Raw genomic sequence first — 19869 nt, 5'->3', positions numbered from 1 at the left:
AGAAAAAAATAGAGAGATAGCGGTTGGCGGTCTCTTAAAAAGCTCCCTTGAAGGGAGCAGCAAGTAATGAGCCCTTCTAGGGCTATTAAAAAGCCACCCGCTATGCGGGTGGATAATTACTTTTCTGTTCTTCTCTATGCCTTTAATACCTACTTCAGTTCTTTTAGCACATCTTCTGCAATCAACTCAGGAAGCAAACGAAACTCTCGGTTCAGCTCTTCCATTGTTTGATGATTATTAAATCGCTTTAATGCCCCATAATTCAAGACTTTCATCTCACGACGCCCATAGTACCGACTGATTTTTTCACCATATCCGCCATCCAAACTACCATCTTCTAATGTAACTACTACTTGATGGTCCTCTTGTAATTTATTCAGAAGCTCTGATTCAAAATAAGTAAAGGAACGTGGATTAATCAATGTTGCTTCAATTCCCTGTTTTTCTAACTTCTCTACTGTTTCTCTTCCCAAAGCTAAGAAACTTCCAGCTGCAATAATCGCTGCTTTTTCTCCTTGCTTCTCTATCTTCCATTCTAAAGGATGGAAGCTTTCTTCATCTATTGGTTTAGATACAAATCCTCTTTCCGGAATCCGAATCGCAACCGGATGTTCCTTTTGGTCAATTGCCCAATGAAGCATTGCCTGAACCTCTTCCTTGCTGGTTGGAGCTAAATAAATAATATTTGGAATACTTGTAATATAAGGAATGTCAAAGCTTCCTTGATGGGTCGGATCACCACCACTGATTCTTCCGCCCTTAACAATCAAAACAGCCGGTAAATCATTAATTCCCAAGTCATGAGAAAGCTGATCGTAAGCTCTTTGCAAGAAAGTACTAGAATGGAAAACAATTGGCTTAGCGCCGGATTTTGCTAAACCAGCTGCATAAGTGATAGAATGCTGTTCAGCAATACCCACATCAATATAATGCTCCGGATGCAGCTTTTGAAGCTCCTTCAAGCCAAACAGTCCCGGAATAGCAGCTGTTATTGCTACTATTGGTTGTTTCTCTTCTTTTATTTTCTTGTCTAATACATCAACAATAACAGAGTCATAGCTTTCTCCTGAGCTAGTATGCTTACTGTCTCCAGTTTCCAAGTCAAAAGGCATCTGCCAATGGAAGCGTTCCTTATTTGCCACAGCAGGTTTATAGCCATGCCCCTTTTCCGTATGAACATGAAGAACGAGTGGCTGCTTACTGTCCTTCACTGACTCAAAAGCTTTAATCATTTCTGTTATATTGTTTCCTTCTTCTACGTAATGATAGCCTAAGCCCATCGCTGTAAACAGGTTGGTTTCCGCCTGCCCATTGTTTTTTCTGAGCTCTGCCAAATTACGGTACATCCCACCATGATTTTCTGCGATTGACATCTCATTGTCATTCAAGATAACAATCAAATTGGAATCCAGCTCTGCGGCATTGTTCAGTCCCTCAAGCGCCAAGCCACCAGATAAAGAGCCATCACCCAATACAGCAACGATATTTCCTTCTTGCTTTTGGATATCTCTAGCTTTAGCCATGCCAACTGCCAAGCTCACAGATGTCGATGTATGCCCCACCGTAAAAAAGTCGTGCTGACTTTCTTCAGGTTCTGTATAGCCCGTCACTGTCTTATACTTTGTCTCATCTAGCCACGCATATTTTCGCCCTGTCACAATTTTGTGTGGATAAGACTGATGGGAAACATCCCAAACGATTTTATCTATTGGTGAATCAAATACATAGTGAAAAGCTAAAGTTAATTCCACTGTTCCAAGATTGGGTCCCACGTGTCCACCCGTTTGACTGACCTTATTTAAAAGTAAGTCCCGTATCTCACTGGCCAAGACTTCCAGTTCTTCTATTGATAATTTTTTTAAATCTGATGGTTGATTTATTTTATTGATTATTGTCAATTTTATCCGTCCTTCTATTCTCAATTTTTTTGATAATGTGTTAGCCATCCCTTCGCCCATACTTTAAGAAAATTATGGCTAATTTACTTTATAACTTAAGGAATGTTCCAACTGTTTCAATTTCTTCGCATTTTCTTTTTCTGCCAGCTCTTGATGAATGGCTATTTTTCGATCCAGATAGCTGCGGGTTTCCTCAAGCTCCATGATTTTCCGATCCAGTTCTTCTTTTGTTTTAGCGAGTACACTCAGAGAAAAATTATGATCATTGCTGTGTGCCAAAACGCGGCGAATATCCTCCAAAGACATGCCAACATTCCGATAGTGAAGAATTGTTTTTACTCGTGTAATGGAACGCTCGTCAAAATCCCGAATCCCTCGTTCATTTCTGGGAATTGCAACCAGTTTTTCCTTCTCATAAAAACGTATTGTATGGGTTGTGATTCCAAACTTTTCAGAAACTTCTTTGATTGTAATCAAGAACACTCTCCCCTTTCTCTTTAAGTGGTTGATTGAACAGCGTATGCCAATTTTATTCTATTAGAGTAGGTCTAAGTCAATACTGTTTATCGTTTTTTGTATGTTTATTCACAAAATGAAAAACGGGTTCCTTTAGGAAAGCGCCAAAATCATTTTCCTTCGTATATTACCGTCCATTTTCATCAGTGACCTACTTTTTTTCATACCTGTTTCTATCATACCGAGTTAAAGTTAGGTTTAGTCAATAGGAAAATATTATTTTTTCAAAAAAAAGAAAAGTGAACGATTGTTTTACTTTCTTATAAAACAAGCCAAATACCCTGAGAATAGTTTTACAATTCTCAGGGTTTATTGACTTATTTCAGCGGATATTCCCACCAATTTAGATACCTATAGATTAGTTGCTCTTCATCAATTCAGTAACATAAGCAACTGTTTCAGGCTGATCCTTTTCGATTCTTGCGATATCGTCTGCAAAGTTTGGCAGATGAGCTTTATGAGCAATCAATAGCTCATCCAGCAATGTTCTTGCCATTGTACCACCTGGCACTAATGGGTTGATAGTGAATGCATGTAATGCTGCACCGTAATCGCCATCAATCGCTGCACGAATAACAGTTTCTTCCATTGCCTTCATATTTTGAATGATACCACGTGCTGGTGATGGGAATTCTCCCCAGTTATACGGCTCATGACCATGAGAAGTAACCGGTCCTGAAACCTCTACAACACAGTCGTAAGGCAGGTCAGTGATTGTTCCATTATTTTCTGTAGAAACAACCATGTCTGTACGTTTGTCATTATAGATAGAAGCAATCATTTCACATGCTGCGTCACTATAGTGTGTACCTCCACGCTGTTCCAATTCTTTTGGTTTATAATCCAATTTAGGATCTTTGTATAGTTCAAATAGACGAGTTTCTGTTTCTTTTACAACCTGAGCTCTTGTTTTTCCTTCTTTGAACTCATCAATTGAGTGTTTCAGCATTTCATCTTCGATATAGTAGTAACGGTGGTAACCACATGGAAGCATACCCAAATCTTTAATTTGCTCATAATGATATGGCGCATCCCAGATATTTTTCAGATGGCTTTCTTGTTCTTCCTGAGGACCATAAATCAAGTCAATCAATTCTTGTGTTCTTTCGTTTCCTGCTTTATCCCATACACGATGCCAGTGGAAATGGTTGATACCTGCAAACTTGAAGAACAAATCTTCCTCTGGTACACCTAATTTTTCTGCTGCTTGTTTTCTATGTCCAATCGGTACATTACATAGACCAACAGTTTTCTTCCATCCGCCATGCTTGATGGCAGCTTCTGTAACCATTCCGGCTGGGTTTGTGAAGTTAACTAACCAAGCGTTTGGACACAGCTCTTCCATATCTTTGATAATGCCTAAGATGATAGGAATTGTACGGAAAGCTTTAAACATTCCACCTGCACCATTTGTTTCTTGTCCTAATACACCATGTGATAAAGGAATACGCTCATCTTTGATACGTGCTTCCAATAAACCTACACGGAATTGTGTGGATACAAAGTCAGCATCCTTCAATGCTTCACGACGATCTAATGTTAAATGAACTTCCCAGTCTAAGCCGGCAGCTTTGACCATACGTTTCGCCATTTCACCAACGATTTCTAATTTTTCTTTACCTGCTTCAATATCTACTAACCAGATTTCTTTGATTGGCAACTCATCTTTACGTTTGATGTAGCCTTCGATCAATTCGGGTGTATAACTTGAACCTCCACCAATTGTTGCGATTTTTAGTGCTCCTCTTGACATATAGTTCCCTCCTGGTGTTTTTTCAGAGTATTCTCTGATATCGTTTACATTTACATTCTAAATTGTGGGAATGTTCCCATGTCAAGCGCTTTTATAAAGTTTTTTCATTTCATCAATTTCCCCCTACTCTTCGCCCGATTATGCAATTGAAGTCGCAGAAAATATCCAGTATACTAAAAGAAAAGCTGAATGAGTTTGATCAGACTTTGAGTAAATTAGGAAATCCATTCAAAGATGCTTTTTATCTTTGAAATGAATTTATCTATTTACCGAAAAGTCTAACTCATGAAGCTAGACAATAAGAAAAGCTGAATGAACTTGGGCAGCTCCCGAACAATAAGAGAAAATTGACACATGGTGCTATTTACCATGAGACAAGTTTCACTTATTGTTGAGAGGAGCTAGTTCATGAAGCTAGATAAGTAGAAAAGCTGAATGAGTTGTTTTGCTCATGAGTGCTATAGGAAAATGATTCTTAACTGGCTAGCTCATCTTCAATGAATAGGATTTTTGCTTCACATACCATTCTGCTAAAAGTTCCTACATAAGCAGAACTGGCAATGTTTTCTATCTTTGAAATGGATTTATCTATTTATCGAAAAGTCTAACTCATGAAGCTAGACAATAAGAAAAGCTGAATGAACTTGGACAGCTCTCGAACAACAACTAATTCAATACACAATCATCTCAATACGGAGGCGAATCAGCCAATGCCAACAATCATAGATGTTGCAAAAGCAGCGAATGTGTCTAAATCAACTGTATCAAGAGTCATTTCCGGTAATGGATACGTCAGTAAAGAAAGTCGGGAAAAAGTATTAGAAGCGATGGAAAAATTGGCTTACTCGCCAAATTTGATTGCACGAAACCTTCAAAGCGGTGAGACAAAAACAATTGGTTTCCTGGCACATGGCTACTTCGATTTGCTGGGCATTTTCCTAAGTAATTTCATTTCCATCGCAAAATCTTATAACTACTATGTAACGGTCTACTTTACAGATGGTGACAAGCAAAAAGAAATCGATGCGCTAAATCAAATGAAATACAAACAGCTGGATGGCATTTTTATTCTGACTAGAGCCAATGAATGGGATGTTATTGAGCCTTACACGATGTATGGGCCCATTGCTACGTGGCACCGAATTGATTCCAAACGAGTATACTCTGCATATGTCGATCATTATTCAGGCTATTTTAATTCGCTTGATTATCTCCACGCGAAAGGCTATCAAAAAATTGGGCATGTCATGGGCAACCCCAAAAATCTAAATACAAAAGCTCGAATTAGAGCCATTGATAGTTTTTATAAACTAGCTGGTTTGGAGATTAATCATGATTGGATTTTTTATGATTCTATGCGAGAAACTAGCGGAATCAAGCTTGCTTATCAATGGCACCATATGACAGATAAACCTGAAGCAATGGCTTTTTACACAGATTCAGTCGCTGCAGAGTTCATCTCTGAGCTGCAAAACCTTGGCTATGAAGTACCTAGGGATGTTGCCGTCATCGGCTTTGATAACAGCCTAGTCAGCAAGCTGATGCACATGACCACCGTTGACTATTCCATCAATCATCAAGCAAAAAACTCTTTTATTCATATTTATAACGAATTGAATAAAGCTGAGCTTCCTAAACGACCATTAGATATTGAATTGATTGAACGGCAAACAACACTTCAAAAAAATAATTTTTTATCCTAAAAAAAAACAGCTATTCACTGATTTAACCCATCAATGAATAACTGTTTTTTCGTTTTATGCTTTCTTTTGTTCGTTTTTCAAAATAGAAATTGATTGTCTTAAAGACTTCAGCATACCGCCTTCGCTGTATACCAGTACATTTGACTTGTATAGCTTCGCTGAAAACAGTGTTAATAGAACACCGAATACCAGCAATACACCTAACGAAATCATCCCCTCAGCTGTAGAAGCTGTTTCAGTAGCCAAACGAATCGGCATGATGAAAGATGAGATTAATGGGATATATGAGGTAATTTTAATAATGATATTCTGCGGATCAGCCGCCCCTAATGAAAGACCGATGAAGTAACCGATCATTGCCAAATAGATGATTGGCTGTACAGCTTTAGGTGTGTCCTCTGGTTTTGAAACCAAAGAACCGCACAATGCAGCAAGCACAGAATAAACAAAGATACCCAGTATAATGAAGACGATTGTGAACCAAAGGAAACTTCCCAAAATCATGTCTAAAGAGAAGCTGGATAAGAATTCCTTCACCATATCCAAGTCCTTGAATTGATTATAGGCAACAACTGCACCTACTGCATAAATAAGAATTTGTGTGAAGGCAACTAAAATGACACCTGTCAATTTACCATAGAAATGCGTCTGCGCTCTTGTACTGGAAAGAATAACTTCCATAATACGTGTTCCTTTTTCGGAAGCAATCTCTTGAGCAATAATAGAAGCATAGGTAATAATGATAATCCATAAAACGATAGTCAATACAAAGGAAATTGCAGACTGAATGGCTGTATTATCGATACCTGTGGTCATTTTTCCATCTTGGTCAAAATTAACTTTTGCTTTTTCAAAGCTTGCCGGCTGCTGTAAACTTGCTACTTGCTCAGCAGTTAAGTTCAACTTGCCAGCATTGATTGATGACTGAATACCATTCAACATTTGCTGAATCGTCAAGTCTGTTGTAGAACCAAGAGAAGATTCAGAATAGAGTGTTCCTTCAATCTCACCACTAGCTGTATTTAATACTAGAAAAGCTTCGATATCGCCAGACTTCAATTGTTTTTCTGCATCTTTCTGTGAGTCTACAGCTTTGAAATCATAATCATCCATATCTACTTGGCTTAACTGTTCGGCTAAAGCAGAATCATCAGAAACGATGGCAATCTTATCAGGTCCTGAAAATCCACCTGAAAATGAGATTGCTGCGTACATGACACCCATCAGCAGAAACGGTGCTAAAATCATAATCAGAAAAGAAACCGATTTAATATTTTTCTTGTAAACATCTAATGCGATTACCCAAAATTTATTCATTTGGTTCACCTGCTTTCATCTTGAATATCTCTTCTAAAGTCGGCGGTTGCTGATTGAACATTGGAATATAGCCGAATTGTGTCGCTCTCGCAAAAATTTCTTCGCCGGCTTTTGGATTACTCAATGTTGCATCTACTATTCCATCGCCACGCTTAACAGCTGAGATAACGCCATCAATAGAAGATACTTCCTCTGCTGAAAGAGCGGATTCCAAAAAGACTTTTGTTCGTCCAAAGCTTTCACGGATTTCATGAACTCTTCCATTTAGAACAATCTTTCCGCTGCGAAGCATCAACAGATGATCACAGATTTTTTCAACGTTGTCCATATTATGACTAGAAAATATGACACAAGAGCCTTTCTTTTTCAGCTCAATGATGCCATCCTTTAAAAGCTCGGCATTCACAGGGTCCAACCCACTGAAGGGCTCATCCAGAATTACCAGCTTTGGTTCATGAATCAACGTGGCAATCAGCTGAACCTTTTGTTGGTTCCCTTTTGACAAAGATTTTACCTTATCTGTCTTTTTCCCTTTGACTTTGAATTTTTCCATCCATTCATCAATTTTCGGTTTAATTTCCTGCTTTGTTTTTCCGCGAAGCTCTGCAAAATAAATCAGCTGGTCTTCGATACTGACTTTCGGATACAAACCTCTTTCTTCCGGAAGATAACCAATATCGTTATAGTCCTTCTCGTTTAGCTCGTGACCGTTCCACAATACAGTTCCACTGTCTTGTGTCAAAAAGTCTAAAATCAAACGAAAAGTCGTTGTTTTCCCTGCACCATTCTGCCCGATTAATCCCAAAATTTTTCCATCTGGTATTTCAAACGAGATATTATCTACTGCCGTGAAATCGCCAAATGTTTTGACCAAATTTTTAACTTCTAACATTTCATACCCTCCTAATTTACATGCATCGTTTCTATTTAGTAACTATCGGTTTCCCATGTTCATCCAGCAAAGGTGTTAACCCGCCGGCATAGCCTTGAGAAACAAATAGATAGTTTACACCTGTTTCCTTATCTACAAGTATTACAGTTTGTTCCTTGATGACGCCTAGATTTTCCCGCAAAGACAGTTCAAACCTTTTTTCACTCATACCCTTTTCCCTCCATTTTTTAGAAATCTGCCAACCCTGTATAGCTCATCAAAGCACCGATGATTGCCCCTATAATCATTAAAACAATCATATCCCTTCTAAACTTCTGCTTCTTGGCAAATTGTTCCGGACGATTATAGAATTTTCTTCGGTCTTTGTAGATGATAAGAGAAAAAACAACATTAAGAATTACTGACAGCGGCATAACCGTGAAAAACGTTCCGAAAAACATAAGAAGCATTCTTACAGAGATGAACCAAACAGAATGAACCATTTTCCACTTTCCCATTTGAACGGGTACCCAAAAAAGAAGCAAACCAATAGGGATAAAAAGCAAGTGCTGCCAAAACATCCATATCCATTCTTTGTACATTCTCACGCCGTAGCTTTCTTCATCCGAATAGATTGTTGGGGTGTATGGGTCCGCTTTAAAATAGAAATATTTTTTCTTATAATTGGCTATGGATTCCCAACCAGCCTCTTTATATAGGCTAAGATACTCTTCCAAGTCATCCTTTGAGCCAGAGAAAAAATCAACAGAAAACTTTTTATTTTCCGGAGCTGCTTTGATAAACGTTAAAAATCCAAGCACATTCATTTTCCGGAATTCCCAACCTTGCTGGGCCTGTTCCTTCAAAATTTCCATTTCCTTCTCCGGATAAAATGCAACGCCTCTTGAAAAAATGTATTTCTTTCCATTAATGATCATTCTCTGTTCTCCTTCTCTCGGCGACTAAGGATTCTCCTGCCTGATAAAGAAGCTTTCTTCGTTTGATATCTCTTTCTAATACTTCAAAGCCCAACTCAGTAATCAGATAAATTTTCTTCCGTTCGTCATTTTCTTCTAAAGTAATATATCCACTTTTTTGAAGTTTTTTCAAAATTGTGTACATACTTGCCGGTCCGATCGACACGCTTCCATTAGTGACCGTACTGACTTGCTTCATAATGGCATAGCCATGCTGTGGCTGAAGTAAGGCCAGTAGAATCAGATAACTAGAATCTGTCAGTGTATCTTCCATTAAGATTCCCTCACTATATCATCTTTAGATATATCATCATGTGATATATCACTTAATGATATAATAGCGAACTCTAAATTTACTGTCAATAGATTTTTTACATTTTCTTTTGATAGTAGATATAAGAAATGAGGTAAAGAACAAGATAAGTGCTAAGCATTGCGGCAGTCAAACTACTATATACTGGATTGAAAAATGCTGTTACCACAGTCACTAAAACGAGGAGGACAATAAATATTCTCAACGCAGTAATCAGTGCTTGATTGTTAATAGCAATATTCCGTTCATCGAGTTCTTCTCGTTTATTCTTCTCCATTTTTTCTTTATTTTTGAGCATTTGCCAATTTTTGAACGACATAAGAGCCCCGACAAAAATCAATCCGACACCAAAGCCTCGTGTGTAAGATGCTGTGTGACTCTCAGAGCCTAAAAAGAAAAATGATAGTCCACTGATTAACACGCCCATTGCGATTACTGCTACGAACAATTTTTTCCTTCTTTGCAGTATCAGTTGATAGTCCTTATTTTGACCATTATTGAACTTCATACCGAATTTCATATGTTTTCCTCCTCCAAATCAAATACAAATATTTCTTCGATTGTCTGATTAAAAAACTGAGCAATTTTATGTGCTAATACCAATGAAGCATTATACCTGCCATTTTCCAACGAAATAATCGTTTGTCTGGTGACACTAACTGCATCTGCCAATTCACTCTGAGTGATCTTGTTTGCTTTCCTTAATTCCTGAATTTTGTTCTGCACATAACTACCTCCCTAATAAAGTATAGCTAGCTTTACAAAAAAAGTATAGCTCACTTTACTATTTTTGTAAAGCTAACTATACTAATAAAAAAATTTTTTTAGACAGTTTTCAAAGAGAAAAATCAGCTTCCTACTACTGCCAAAAACACAGCCTTTACTTTGTTATGTTAGAATGAAAAAAATGACTCTGGAGGGTATACCATGAACAAAGATACTGTCTTTGCATTCGTAGAAGCCATTAACAATCAAGACCTACCGCTGCTTATTCAAATGATGTCAGAGGATTTCCAGTTTATTGATACTTACGGCGAAAAAGAAAGTAAAGAACAAATGAAAATCGGCTGGCAGACTTATTTCGAATGGTTTCCCGACTATTTTATTGAGGTTCATGATTATGTTGAAAATGATAATTTATCCGTCATCATTGGAAAAGCCAGCGCTTCTTATCAAGGAAAGCAAAGCAGGTATTGGGAATTTCCTGCCTGTTGGAAAGCTGTAATAAAAGAGGAGCAAGTTCAATTATGGCAAGTATTTTGCGACTCTAAGAAGCAGCTGGATTCAATGAAATAACTCCTCAACGACACAAAGATAAAAAATGCCCATGAAGACAGGCGTCTTCATGGGCATCAATTATTCGCTCATTCCATTACTGCTCATTCGTCAAACCTTCTGAACTCTCATGGAGGTGATCGTAGACATTTTGAGCAACATTCTTCGGCAGTCCCGCCGTTTTCAAGTCCTCTACAGAGGCAGCAGTAATATTCTTCAATGATTTAAACTGGCGTAGCAGCTCTTTTTTACGTTTGGGTCCTAGCCCATCAATGTCGTCAAGCTTGGACGCAAAGCTGTTCTTGCTTCTAAGTTGACGATGAAAAGTGATTGCAAATCGGTGAACCTCATCTTGGATACGTTGTAAAAGGAAGAATTCTTGAGAATTTCTCTCTAACGGTATCACTGAAAGCTCTGAGCCAAAGAGCAGCTCACTTGTTTTATGCTTATCATTCTTCGCCAAACCAGCAATCGGAATATCTAACCCCAACTGGTTTGCCAAAACATCTCTAGCAACATCCACCTGACCTTTCCCACCGTCAATGACAATCAAATCAGGGAAAGGCAAGCCCTCTTTAAGCACACGAGAATAGCGACGGTAAATAACCTCACGCATGGAGGCATAGTCATCCGGTCCTTTGACCGTCTTAATTTTATATTTGCGATACTCTTTTTTTGCCGGCTTTCCATCGATAAATACAACCATTGCAGAAACCGGATCGGTTCCCATAATATTTGAATTATCAAAGGCTTCAATTCGGATAGGTGTCGGAATGTTCATGGCATCTCCCAATCGTTCAACAGCCCCAATTGTGCGTTCTTGTTTTCGAACAATCAAATCAAATTTCTCCTGTAAAGCAACTGTAGCATTTTTGCCCGCTAGCTGAACAAGCTTCTTTTTTTGTCCTCGCTGCGGTTGGACTACCTGTGTTGACAGCAAGGCCTCTACACTCTCTTTATCAATCGTATCAGGAATTAGCACCTCTTTAGGGATAAAGTGTTCATTCTCCTGATAAAATTGTCCGATAAATGTTAAAAAGTCATCTTCTGCTTCATCGTAGAAAGGAAAAATAGTGACGTCTCGTTCAATCAGTTTTCCCTGACGAACAAAAAAGACCTGTACACACATCCAGCCTTTATCCACCGCATACCCGAATACATCTCTATCGACCAAATCCGCGTTTGTCATCTTCTGGCGTGTCATAACCGTTTCGATTGATTTGATTAGATCACGATATTCCGCCGCTTTTTCAAACTCCATGCTTTCTGCAGCTGAAGACATCTTATCCTCTAGCTGTTTTTGAATTTCCGGATACCCACCATTTAGAAATCTGCGTATCTCGCCAACCATTTCCGTATATTTTTGCTTTGGAATATCAAATACACAGGGAGCCAAGCATTGTCCCATATGATAATAAAGACAAACCTCTTTTGGTAATACTTTACATTTTCGCAAAGGAAACAGTCGATCCAACAGCTTCTTCGTATCGTTTGCTGCCTTGACATCAGGATATGGACCAAAATACAAGGCTCTGTCCTTCAGAACCTTTCTTGTGATTAACAATCTCGGATAGTCTTCATTGGTTATCTTGATAAAAGGATAGCTTTTGTCATCCTTCAACATAATATTGTATTTAGGATCGTTCTTATGAATCAAATTGATTTCCAGTAGCAATGCCTCAATATTTGATTCTGTCACAATATATTCAAAATCCTCGATTTCACTTACGAGGCGTTCCGTTTTTGTATCATGACTCCCAGTAAAATAGGAGCGTACACGATTTTTTAAAATTTTGGCCTTCCCTACATAAATCACCGTACCGTTCTTATCTTTCATCAGATAGCAGCCCGGCTGATCAGGAAGTAGCGCTAATTTGTGTTTTATTCTTTCATTCATTTACCTGTCCCTCTCTTCGCCATCTGACTTATTATAGCATGGAGAAGACGAATGTGCGAGAAAACGGGAATGTACGTTCTTAATTTTGCTGACTATCTTCATCTGCTAAATGTTTCCTTTCAAAATAGCAGTCATACCAGCCGTAAAGCAATCCGACAGTCAAAAAGTTACAACAGAAACTTAAATCGCACCATACTATTTATAAACACACCTACAGAATATTTTATCTTCCAAAAAAACAAACAAACCTAACCATTTTTTTGGTATACTAAAATCATCAAAAAAATAATTATAGATTTAAATACAAAGAAAATAGTATAGAAAAAGCAAAGTCATTCCCATTATCACTTGAAAGGACAGATTTTCATGGAAAAAATTACTTCAACAACAAGTGCAGCGAACGCAGCTGTATCTGCTATCCATTCCATCCTCATCCCTACTGGAAAACAGGTTTCTCTGGGGAAAAGTACCATCCCCAGTATGAAAACAGGGACATCTGTAAACAATCAGCTACTTCCTGATTTATCTAAGCTTGTTTCCTGTGTAAACACCCAAAGCAGCAAATTCCCCAAAATAGCTGAGCTTATGGCACTGAACGATAGTCGTATTGATTTCTCAGGGAGGGAATAATTTGAAGGATACTATTGATAAGCCAGAACGTGCTGCCTATGACCAATTAATCTTAGAGAACGAAAATCAACTTGAGTATCTCGGAGATGAAAAGAGAAAGCTGGAACATACCATCCAAAATCTGGAAGAAGACCTTCAACTAGGTTTTCAAAAGTTAGCTTCACTAAACAACGAGATTTCCAGATATGGTCATCCTAATAGCTTGGCGATACAACAAGAAACCGAAGAGCAAGAGTGGTTATTTCGACAACTACTCCAAGAATCAAATGAGCAAATCGCGACCGCCTACAAAAATGAAACCGCTAAAATAGATGAAGAGCGTGAAATGCTTTATAAAGAACGGAGGGAGCAATCTTGGGATTAATTTATTCAAGCGATGAATCCGCACAACTGATTCAAGCCTTAACCAGCAACCTAGCTAGTGGAAAAGACGTTGTTGATCAGTTAAAATCAGGAAGCCAAAAGGTTGTGGCCGCAGTTGACGGACAATCACTGGCTGGCGCTGCTTATACTGCCGGAAAAGGCTTATTTAGCGAGCTGATTATCCCTACCATTACACGAGTGACTACAGCCGTTGATAAAATCGAGCTGGAATTGCAAAACTATCAGACGGCAGATCAGGAAATTTCAAGCGAAGGATATTTGGATGAAGAGAATCTGCAGCAGCAAATTGCTACAAAAAAAATGATGAAAGCGGCAGTTGATGCCTCTGCCCTTATTACTAAAACTACCTTAAGAAGTAATCCGGTCGCTGCTGTACTTGACTCATTACTCGACTTCCAAAAAAGTCTAACTCGCATGGCAGATACCTTTCAAGAGGACATTGAGAAATTGAATGAGAAGCTGGAAAAGCTTTATCGTTTTTCTTCTCAAACCACCAGTCTGTTTACAAGCAGTCTAAATGATTTAGAATTAGCCATGCAAGGTGTTTTAGTATTAAATGACACAACCGTAAATAGCGATGGAACCTACTCATTTCCAGCTGGTGTGGATAAAAGCTGGTTTACAACCCTTCAGTCAAAAGAAGCCGCAGCACACTATAAGAAGAGTCGCGAAGCCTTCTTGAAAAGGGAAAAAGAATACACGGAAGCTTTAAGGAAAATTTTTAATTTGAATCCAAACGGTACGATTCAAAGTGCAAAGCTTTTCGCAATAGAGCGCCTATTACTAGATGGTAATTTAACAGATGTTGAAAAAGATGTTTTAATGTTTTATTTACACTATCAAATCAGTGGTATGATAGACTCTGGTTCAACAATTGTACACCTATTTGCCGCAAATCCTCTGTTACAAAAAGTAGCAAACGCTGTTGGCTTTGATATTTCTTCAATAAAAGATATGAGCGGCTATGATTTTAAAAATATGCTGGAAAACGGCTTATATAGTACGCCAGGACTAAATCAAACAATCAAGAATGGCTTGAGTTTTGAATATAATGCGAAGGAAGATTATTACTATACCAACGAATCCGGTATGCAAAGTCATTTTGGATTTGGTGATACGTATGATCATTTTGGTTATCCGCTGGGAATGGATTTAAATACTAGCGTCTACGAATTCCAAGTTAATGGCAAAGAGTACCGCTATCAGCTTTGGAAAGGAACCTATGGATTTGGACAAGCCTACGGTGCAGAACAAGGCTGGTATGTCCGAGATGCAAATAATTCACTCAGCGCTCCTGAGCATGTAGGACAAACAATCGGCGGTAAAGGCTGGCAGCCAGTCGCTGATGAAGCCAATCAGATTCGAATGTATAATGAGACTTACGCAAAAGAAACAGATAAAATGCTAATAACTAATGATACAAAAAAGGAAACAAATGGTGCTTCAAACGGCACACATTACTGGAACTTGGCAATTAAATCTGATCCGAATCAAAACAAAAGCAATTTATACAATAAAGCTGTTCTTTACATTCCGGACAGAGAAATACGAGATGCTCTTGTTGCACAAATGAGTCAAGATGGGCAAGTGACAGAACTTAAGAATAATCCAGACGGGACGGTAACATATACATGGGGAAAATAAGCAGACTAGCATCATTGCTCGTTATCAGCACTCTGGGTTTAGGAGGATGTAAAATGACAGATACAACTGAACACACCGATGAATTTACCTCTCAAGAAAAAGCCGAAGCTTTTTTAATTGACACGATGGAAGAAGAATTTAAAGGGCGAACGTTCACTATTTATTCACGAGATAAAAACACGTACACGCTGAACGGAGAGAAATATGGAAGCAGCCTGTACTCCTACATCATTGACCAAGATGGAAATATCGCCAATGCCGGGATTACAGCTGATGGTAAGCTGTGGACAGATTATCTCCCCTCTTACTACATGAAAAAACTGGCACAGCCGATTGAAAATTTATTAAATCAATTTGATTTTATTGAGAACTACGCCATCACATTGGATGATTGGGATGAAAGTGATTCATTTAACGACTTAGACTGGACTGTTGATGAGTTCTTTGAGCATACTCGACGTGTATATCAAATCAAACTATTTCTTCCTCAAGAGCAAGACAAAGAAACATACGTGAATCAGGCCTATGAAGTCTATGAGCATGTTTATAAAGGAATCACCGAGTCTTTTGATATGGAATTCTATATTGAAGGAAGCTACTATGTTCGTGAAGCTGGAAACTCTGGAATAGAAAAAATTTTTTCAAATCGTATTCACCAATCCATCCATAACCATGTAGGAGATTTTGGAAAAGATCCAAAATCCTATTTTGAAGATGATTTAAAACCAAATCACGCTGAAGATGATTTTTACAGTAACCTCTTTGAAGATTACGGTGTTGTATGGAAGCATTTGCCGGAAAAAATAACAGAATGATTTCTAAAACAACTGAAGCCGCTCCTGCTCAAGTTATTTTAGAAAAGGAGAAGTCTTGCATGAGGAGAACATCTCAATTAGTGATATTACTTTTTGTCATCACTCTAGGTTTAGGAGGATGCAAAATAACAGATACAACTGAACACACCGATGAATTTACTTCTCAAGAAAAGGCCGAAGCTTTTTTAATCGACACATTGGAGAAAGAGTTTGAAGGACGAACATTTACTATTTATTCACGAGATAAAAACACATACACACTGAATGGAGAAAATTACGGAACCAGCCTGTACTCTTACATCACCGACCAAGATGGTAATGTCGCTAATTCTGGGATTACAGCCGATGGAAAGCTTTGGACGGATTATCTCCCCTCTTTCTATATGGAAAAACTGGCAGAGCCGATTGAAGCACTTTTAAATCAATTTGATTTTGTCGAGAACTATGCCATCACATTAGATGATTGGGATGAAAGTGATACATTTAACAACTTAGACTGGACTGTCGATGAGTTCTTTGAACATACTCGGCGCAGATATCAAATTAGTGTTGTTTTAAGTTCAGGAAAAGATGCTGAGACATACATTGCTGAAATTACCAAAATCTACAACTCTATATTTGATTTACAAGAACAAACCTTTGATTTAGAATTTATTTTGAGTAACCACCTATATTATGGTATTTCCAATCATCTAGGTGGAAATACTAAATATTATTACGGATTCTATATTTCGCACCAAATCAACAACCATACCTCCAATTTTGGTAAGGATTCTGAAGAAATGATCAAAAAGGATTTGAAACCATTGGATCAAGAAGACACGTATAACGTAAGTGGATTCAATGATTACGGTGTTGTATGGAAACATTTACCGGAAAAAGCAGCAGAATAGTTTCTAAAACTAGAGCTTTGCAAAAAAAAGAATCAATGGTCAAAGACCATTGATTCTTTTTGCTTTTATAGATATTTACCGACTACGTCAGCTAATTGATCTTTTGAATGAACACCAACTAGACGTTCAACAACTTCACCGTCTTTTTTCAACAGTAATGTTGGAATACTCATGATTCCGAATGAACCTGGTGTTTCCGGATTTTCATCAACATCCATTTTCACGATTTTCAGTTCGTCTTCTTCATATTCACCTGATAATTGATCTAGAATTGGCGCTTGCATACGACAAGGACCACACCATGTTGCCCAAAAGTCAATCAGGACTAATCCTTCGTCTGTTTCAGCAGCGAATGTTGCATCTGTAATTGCTTCAGCCATCTTTCATTCCTCCTATTTCTAAGTACATACTTATTATAACACTTACCGCTTTGTTAGACTATTTTTCTGCTTACCAATAGTAAGAGAAACGTCGCTTAGCTGCTTCATTAGAAGGATAATATCCTTTCTCTAATGTTTGCCACTAAATCAAATGACTTCTTCTCAAGTCAAAGCGATAGCTTTCTCACTTTGCATCATTTAAATTTGACGATTGTTGCCCCGTTCCCACCTTGGTTTGCCGGAGCGAACTCAAAGCTGCTCACACTACGATGATTTTTTAAATAATCCGTAATTCCTGTACGTAGTGCACCTGTTCCTTTGCCGTGAACAATTGTCACCTGAGGGTATCCGGCAAGTATCGCAGCATCCAAATATTGGTCTACTTCTGCCAATGCTTCTTCATATCTCTTCCCTCGTAAATCCAATTGATTGGAAACATGACTTGATTCAGCCGAGCGAATTGACGTAATCTTCTGAACAGGCTCTTTTTCCTTTCCAACTAAGGTCATATCTGACTCATTGACCGTCATTTTCAAAATCCCCAGTTGTACTTGCCAGCTGTCTGCGCCAGATTTCTTCAAAAGAGTTCCTCTCTGACCATAAGTATTTACAATCACTTCGTCGCCTTCTTTAAGCTTTTTCTGCTCCTTAGCTTTCTTCAGGATTTTGTTCTTTTCTAAATGATTTTCCTGATGATGAAGATTTGACAGTTTGGTTTTAGCATCAATCAATTGGTGTTCTTTCACTCCACCTTGATTGCCGCTTTCCAACTGAAGCTTGCGGATATCAGAAATAATTGTTTCGGCTTTTTCCTCCGCTTCGCTGACTAACGTATTTGCCTGTTTGCGGGCTTTTGCCATTTCCTTCTCTCGTTCATCAATAAAATAGTCATAAGCATTCTTTAAATCGCGATAGAGAACTTGAGATTCTTCTACAAAATGACGAACCTCCAAGTATTCAGTCTCCGCCATTTTCCTGCGATTCTCAAGGTCAGCAATCATTTCATTCAAATCTTGGCTTTCTCCATCCATAATTTGCTTCGCTTCACCAATAATCGCTTCGTCCAATCCCAATCGGCGAGAAATTTCAAACGCATTGCTTCGTCCCGGAACACCAATCAACAGTCGATACGTCGGGCTAAGTGTGTCCACATCAAACTCCATGCTGGCGTTGATTGTTTTTGCACGATTATAACCGTATACCTTCAGCTCAGGATAATGTGTCGTAGCAACCACATAAGCACTTTTACTTCCTAACGCATCCAAAATGGAGATTGCCAATGCTGCGCCCTCCTGTGGGTCTGTTCCTGCACCCAATTCATCAAAAAGTACGAGGCTTTGTTCATCTACCTTTCCTAGGACATCAACAATATTCGTCATATGAGAGGAGAACGTACTTAAGCTTTGTTCGATGGATTGCTCATCCCCAATATCAGCAAAAATTTCTTTAAAAATCCCGATGACACTTTCTTCATCTGCCGGTATCGGCAAACCAGACTGTCCCATCAGCTGTAATAAGCCCAGCGTTTTTAATGTAATGGTTTTACCACCGGTATTAGGCCCTGTAATAACAATCGCCTGATACTCATCGCCAAGCATGATGTCGTTGGCTACAGCCTGTTCCTGATTCAACAGCGGATGTCTGGCTTGTTTAAGAAAAACATGATTTTCCAGGCTCAATGCAGGAACGATAGCCTTCAATTCTTTTCCAAATCGAGCTTTCGCGTTGATAAAATCAAACTTACCAAGAACGTAAGCATTATGGATGATTTCCTGTTGGTAAGGAACCAACTCAGCTGATAGTTCTGCCAGTATTCGTTCAATCTCATTCCGCTCAGCAATTTGGTGTTGGCGTAAACGATTGTTCAATTCAACAATCTGTTTCGGCTCGATAAACAGTGTTTGACCGGAAGAACTTTGATCGTGAACAACACCGCCAAAAATCCCACGATACTCTTGCTTCACAGGAATTACATAGCGCTCATTTCTCATTGTCACAATGGCATCACTTAGATAGCGAGCATTTTTCCCGCGAACAATACCGTCAAGCTGCTCACGAATTGTCTGTTCGCTTCTGCGAATATTATTTCTAACGATTTTCAGCTCCTGAGAAGCCTCATCCTGAACATACCCATCCTCAGCAATAGCTGTTTTCAATTTTCGATTCAGTTCGGGAATAGTCACCAGCTGCTCTGTCCATTCATACAATCGGAACAGCTCAATTTCACTGTCCTTTAAATCATCAAAAAAGCGTGACAGCTCACTTGTAGTGGAAAGAACGCGACCAATTTGAGCCAGTTCAATTCCATTTAAATCTGCCCCAATTTCAATACGCTTGATATGCGGGCGAATATTTTCTAGTTTTGGAACAGGAATTCCACCACGTAAACGCTGTACCTTCAGACCATCTTCCGTTTCATTCAACCATGACTGGATGACAGCAGCATCATTGCTTGGCAAAAGCTGTTCAATTTCTTCCAACCCTTGAGCAGTAACTGTATACTCAATCATGAGCTGCTTCACTTTATCAAAATTAAGTGTTGATAAAATCTTTTTATTCATTTTTTCACCTTCGATTCCTTTATGCTTCCCTTGTACAAAAAA

General features: G+C 38.6%; 20 protein-coding genes. 7 read left to right on the top strand and 13 right to left on the bottom strand.

What is annotated here, in order from left to right; all coding sequences use genetic code 11:
- Nucleotides 1-149: 149 nt before the first annotated feature.
- The 3 genes from IW510_RS20555 to IW510_RS20545 all read right to left on the bottom strand — a co-directional run bounded on the left by IW510_RS20555 (nucleotide 150) and on the right by IW510_RS20545 (nucleotide 4167).
- Nucleotides 150-1946, bottom strand: coding sequence for a 1-deoxy-D-xylulose-5-phosphate synthase (locus IW510_RS20555; RefSeq protein WP_202062939.1), 1797 nt, complete (start codon nucleotides 1944-1946; stop codon nucleotides 150-152).
- A 30-nt stretch (nucleotides 1947-1976) separates the two neighbouring features.
- Complete coding sequence (locus tag IW510_RS20550; protein ID WP_202062937.1) at nucleotides 1977-2375, bottom strand: MerR family transcriptional regulator; 399 nt, start codon at nucleotides 2373-2375, stop codon at nucleotides 1977-1979.
- Nucleotides 2376-2772: 397 nt separating this feature from the next.
- Nucleotides 2773-4167 (bottom strand): 6-phospho-beta-glucosidase, encoded by a 1395-nt coding sequence (locus tag IW510_RS20545; RefSeq protein ID WP_202062935.1) that lies wholly within the window; start codon nucleotides 4165-4167, stop codon nucleotides 2773-2775.
- 710 nt (nucleotides 4168-4877) lie between these two features.
- Between IW510_RS20545 and IW510_RS20540 the strand changes: the two genes are divergently transcribed.
- Nucleotides 4878-5870, top strand: a complete 993-nt coding sequence (locus IW510_RS20540) for a LacI family DNA-binding transcriptional regulator (RefSeq protein WP_202062933.1) — start codon at nucleotides 4878-4880, stop codon at nucleotides 5868-5870.
- 54 nt (nucleotides 5871-5924) lie between these two features.
- Here the strand turns inward: IW510_RS20540 and IW510_RS20535 are convergent, their stop codons facing one another.
- From IW510_RS20535 to IW510_RS20505, 7 genes are all read right to left on the bottom strand, one after another.
- Nucleotides 5925-7187, bottom strand: coding sequence for an ABC transporter permease (locus IW510_RS20535; RefSeq protein WP_202062931.1), 1263 nt, complete (start codon nucleotides 7185-7187; stop codon nucleotides 5925-5927).
- Entirely contained in the window at nucleotides 7180-8079 is a 900-nt protein-coding gene (locus IW510_RS20530) for an ABC transporter ATP-binding protein (protein WP_202062929.1), read from the bottom strand. The genes IW510_RS20535 and IW510_RS20530 overlap by 8 nt, the downstream gene beginning before the upstream one ends.
- A 31-nt stretch (nucleotides 8080-8110) precedes the next feature.
- Nucleotides 8111-8287: a DUF6440 family protein gene (locus IW510_RS20525; protein ID WP_202062927.1), complete on the bottom strand. Its 177-nt coding sequence runs from the start codon at nucleotides 8285-8287 to the stop codon at nucleotides 8111-8113.
- 19 nt (nucleotides 8288-8306) lie between these two features.
- On the bottom strand, nucleotides 8307-8996 hold the full coding sequence (locus tag IW510_RS20520; RefSeq protein ID WP_202062925.1) for a DUF2812 domain-containing protein: 690 nt from the start codon (nucleotides 8994-8996) through the stop codon (nucleotides 8307-8309).
- Entirely contained in the window at nucleotides 8986-9309 is a 324-nt protein-coding gene (locus IW510_RS20515) for a PadR family transcriptional regulator (RefSeq protein WP_202062923.1), read from the bottom strand. Before IW510_RS20515 ends, IW510_RS20520 begins: the two co-directional genes overlap by 11 nt.
- A 97-nt stretch (nucleotides 9310-9406) precedes the next feature.
- Nucleotides 9407-9868, bottom strand: coding sequence for a DUF6442 family protein (locus IW510_RS20510; RefSeq protein WP_202062921.1), 462 nt, complete (start codon nucleotides 9866-9868; stop codon nucleotides 9407-9409).
- Nucleotides 9865-10074 (bottom strand): helix-turn-helix transcriptional regulator, encoded by a 210-nt coding sequence (locus tag IW510_RS20505; RefSeq protein WP_202062919.1) that lies wholly within the window; start codon nucleotides 10072-10074, stop codon nucleotides 9865-9867. Before IW510_RS20505 ends, IW510_RS20510 begins: the two co-directional genes overlap by 4 nt.
- 201 nt (nucleotides 10075-10275) lie before the next feature.
- On the opposite strand from IW510_RS20505, the gene IW510_RS20500 reads away from it, so the two are divergent.
- On the top strand, nucleotides 10276-10644 hold the full coding sequence (locus IW510_RS20500) for a nuclear transport factor 2 family protein (RefSeq protein WP_202062917.1): 369 nt from the start codon (nucleotides 10276-10278) through the stop codon (nucleotides 10642-10644).
- A 76-nt stretch (nucleotides 10645-10720) separates the two neighbouring features.
- On the opposite strand, the gene uvrC is transcribed toward IW510_RS20500, so the two are convergent.
- Nucleotides 10721-12520, bottom strand: a complete 1800-nt coding sequence (gene uvrC, locus IW510_RS20495) for an excinuclease ABC subunit UvrC (protein ID WP_202062915.1) — start codon at nucleotides 12518-12520, stop codon at nucleotides 10721-10723.
- Between the two features lie 366 nt (nucleotides 12521-12886).
- On the opposite strand from uvrC, the gene IW510_RS20490 reads away from it, so the two are divergent.
- Genes IW510_RS20490 through IW510_RS20470 form a run of 5 tightly spaced genes read left to right on the top strand, consistent with a single transcriptional unit; the run spans nucleotide 12887 to nucleotide 16886 of the window.
- Nucleotides 12887-13150: a hypothetical protein gene (locus IW510_RS20490; protein ID WP_202062913.1), complete on the top strand. Its 264-nt coding sequence runs from the start codon at nucleotides 12887-12889 to the stop codon at nucleotides 13148-13150.
- Between the two features lies 1 nt (nucleotide 13151).
- Nucleotides 13152-13514, top strand: coding sequence for a hypothetical protein (locus IW510_RS20485; protein WP_202062911.1), 363 nt, complete (start codon nucleotides 13152-13154; stop codon nucleotides 13512-13514).
- Complete coding sequence (locus tag IW510_RS20480) at nucleotides 13505-15178, top strand: DUF4474 domain-containing protein (protein WP_202062909.1); 1674 nt, start codon at nucleotides 13505-13507, stop codon at nucleotides 15176-15178. Before IW510_RS20485 ends, IW510_RS20480 begins: the two co-directional genes overlap by 10 nt.
- A gap of 53 nt (nucleotides 15179-15231) precedes the next feature.
- Complete coding sequence (locus IW510_RS20475) at nucleotides 15232-15993, top strand: hypothetical protein (protein ID WP_202062907.1); 762 nt, start codon at nucleotides 15232-15234, stop codon at nucleotides 15991-15993.
- A 59-nt stretch (nucleotides 15994-16052) separates the two neighbouring features.
- A complete protein-coding gene (locus IW510_RS20470) occupies nucleotides 16053-16886 on the top strand; it encodes a hypothetical protein (protein WP_202062905.1) in 834 nt (277 codons plus the stop codon).
- Nucleotides 16887-16951: 65 nt separating this feature from the next.
- Here the strand turns inward: IW510_RS20470 and trxA are convergent, their stop codons facing one another.
- Both trxA and IW510_RS20460 read right to left on the bottom strand, forming a co-directional pair.
- Complete coding sequence (trxA, locus tag IW510_RS20465; RefSeq protein ID WP_202062903.1) at nucleotides 16952-17266, bottom strand: thioredoxin; 315 nt, start codon at nucleotides 17264-17266, stop codon at nucleotides 16952-16954.
- Nucleotides 17267-17460: 194 nt separating this feature from the next.
- Complete coding sequence (locus IW510_RS20460) at nucleotides 17461-19827, bottom strand: endonuclease MutS2 (RefSeq protein ID WP_202062901.1); 2367 nt, start codon at nucleotides 19825-19827, stop codon at nucleotides 17461-17463.
- Nucleotides 19828-19869: the final 42 nt, after the last annotated feature.

Source organism: Enterococcus sp. BWR-S5, assembly GCF_016745255.1.
GTDB lineage: Bacteria > Bacillota > Bacilli > Lactobacillales > Enterococcaceae > Enterococcus_L.
The sequence above is the reverse complement of the archived record's forward strand: the minus strand, read 5'-3'. Positions and strand labels throughout refer to the sequence as shown.

Coding starts and splice junctions, on each gene's coding strand:
- IW510_RS20540 (WP_202062933.1), top strand. CDS start 4,878: ATGCCAACAATCATAGATGTTGCAAAAGCAGCGAATGTGTCTAAATCA.
- IW510_RS20525 (WP_202062927.1), bottom strand. CDS start 8,287: ATGAGTGAAAAAAGGTTTGAACTGTCTTTGCGGGAAAATCTAGGCGTC.
- IW510_RS20490 (WP_202062913.1), top strand. CDS start 12,887: ATGGAAAAAATTACTTCAACAACAAGTGCAGCGAACGCAGCTGTATCT.
- IW510_RS20555 (WP_202062939.1), bottom strand. CDS start 1,946: ATGGCTAACACATTATCAAAAAAATTGAGAATAGAAGGACGGATAAAA.
- uvrC (WP_202062915.1), bottom strand. CDS start 12,520: ATGAATGAAAGAATAAAACACAAATTAGCGCTACTTCCTGATCAGCCG.
- IW510_RS20535 (WP_202062931.1), bottom strand. CDS start 7,187: ATGAATAAATTTTGGGTAATCGCATTAGATGTTTACAAGAAAAATATT.
- IW510_RS20510 (WP_202062921.1), bottom strand. CDS start 9,868: ATGAAATTCGGTATGAAGTTCAATAATGGTCAAAATAAGGACTATCAA.
- IW510_RS20545 (WP_202062935.1), bottom strand. CDS start 4,167: ATGTCAAGAGGAGCACTAAAAATCGCAACAATTGGTGGAGGTTCAAGT.
- IW510_RS20470 (WP_202062905.1), top strand. CDS start 16,053: ATGAGGAGAACATCTCAATTAGTGATATTACTTTTTGTCATCACTCTA.
- IW510_RS20475 (WP_202062907.1), top strand. CDS start 15,232: ATGACAGATACAACTGAACACACCGATGAATTTACCTCTCAAGAAAAA.
- trxA (WP_202062903.1), bottom strand. CDS start 17,266: ATGGCTGAAGCAATTACAGATGCAACATTCGCTGCTGAAACAGACGAA.
- IW510_RS20515 (WP_202062923.1), bottom strand. CDS start 9,309: ATGGAAGATACACTGACAGATTCTAGTTATCTGATTCTACTGGCCTTA.
- IW510_RS20520 (WP_202062925.1), bottom strand. CDS start 8,996: ATGATCATTAATGGAAAGAAATACATTTTTTCAAGAGGCGTTGCATTT.
- IW510_RS20530 (WP_202062929.1), bottom strand. CDS start 8,079: ATGTTAGAAGTTAAAAATTTGGTCAAAACATTTGGCGATTTCACGGCA.
- IW510_RS20460 (WP_202062901.1), bottom strand. CDS start 19,827: ATGAATAAAAAGATTTTATCAACACTTAATTTTGATAAAGTGAAGCAG.
- IW510_RS20500 (WP_202062917.1), top strand. CDS start 10,276: ATGAACAAAGATACTGTCTTTGCATTCGTAGAAGCCATTAACAATCAA.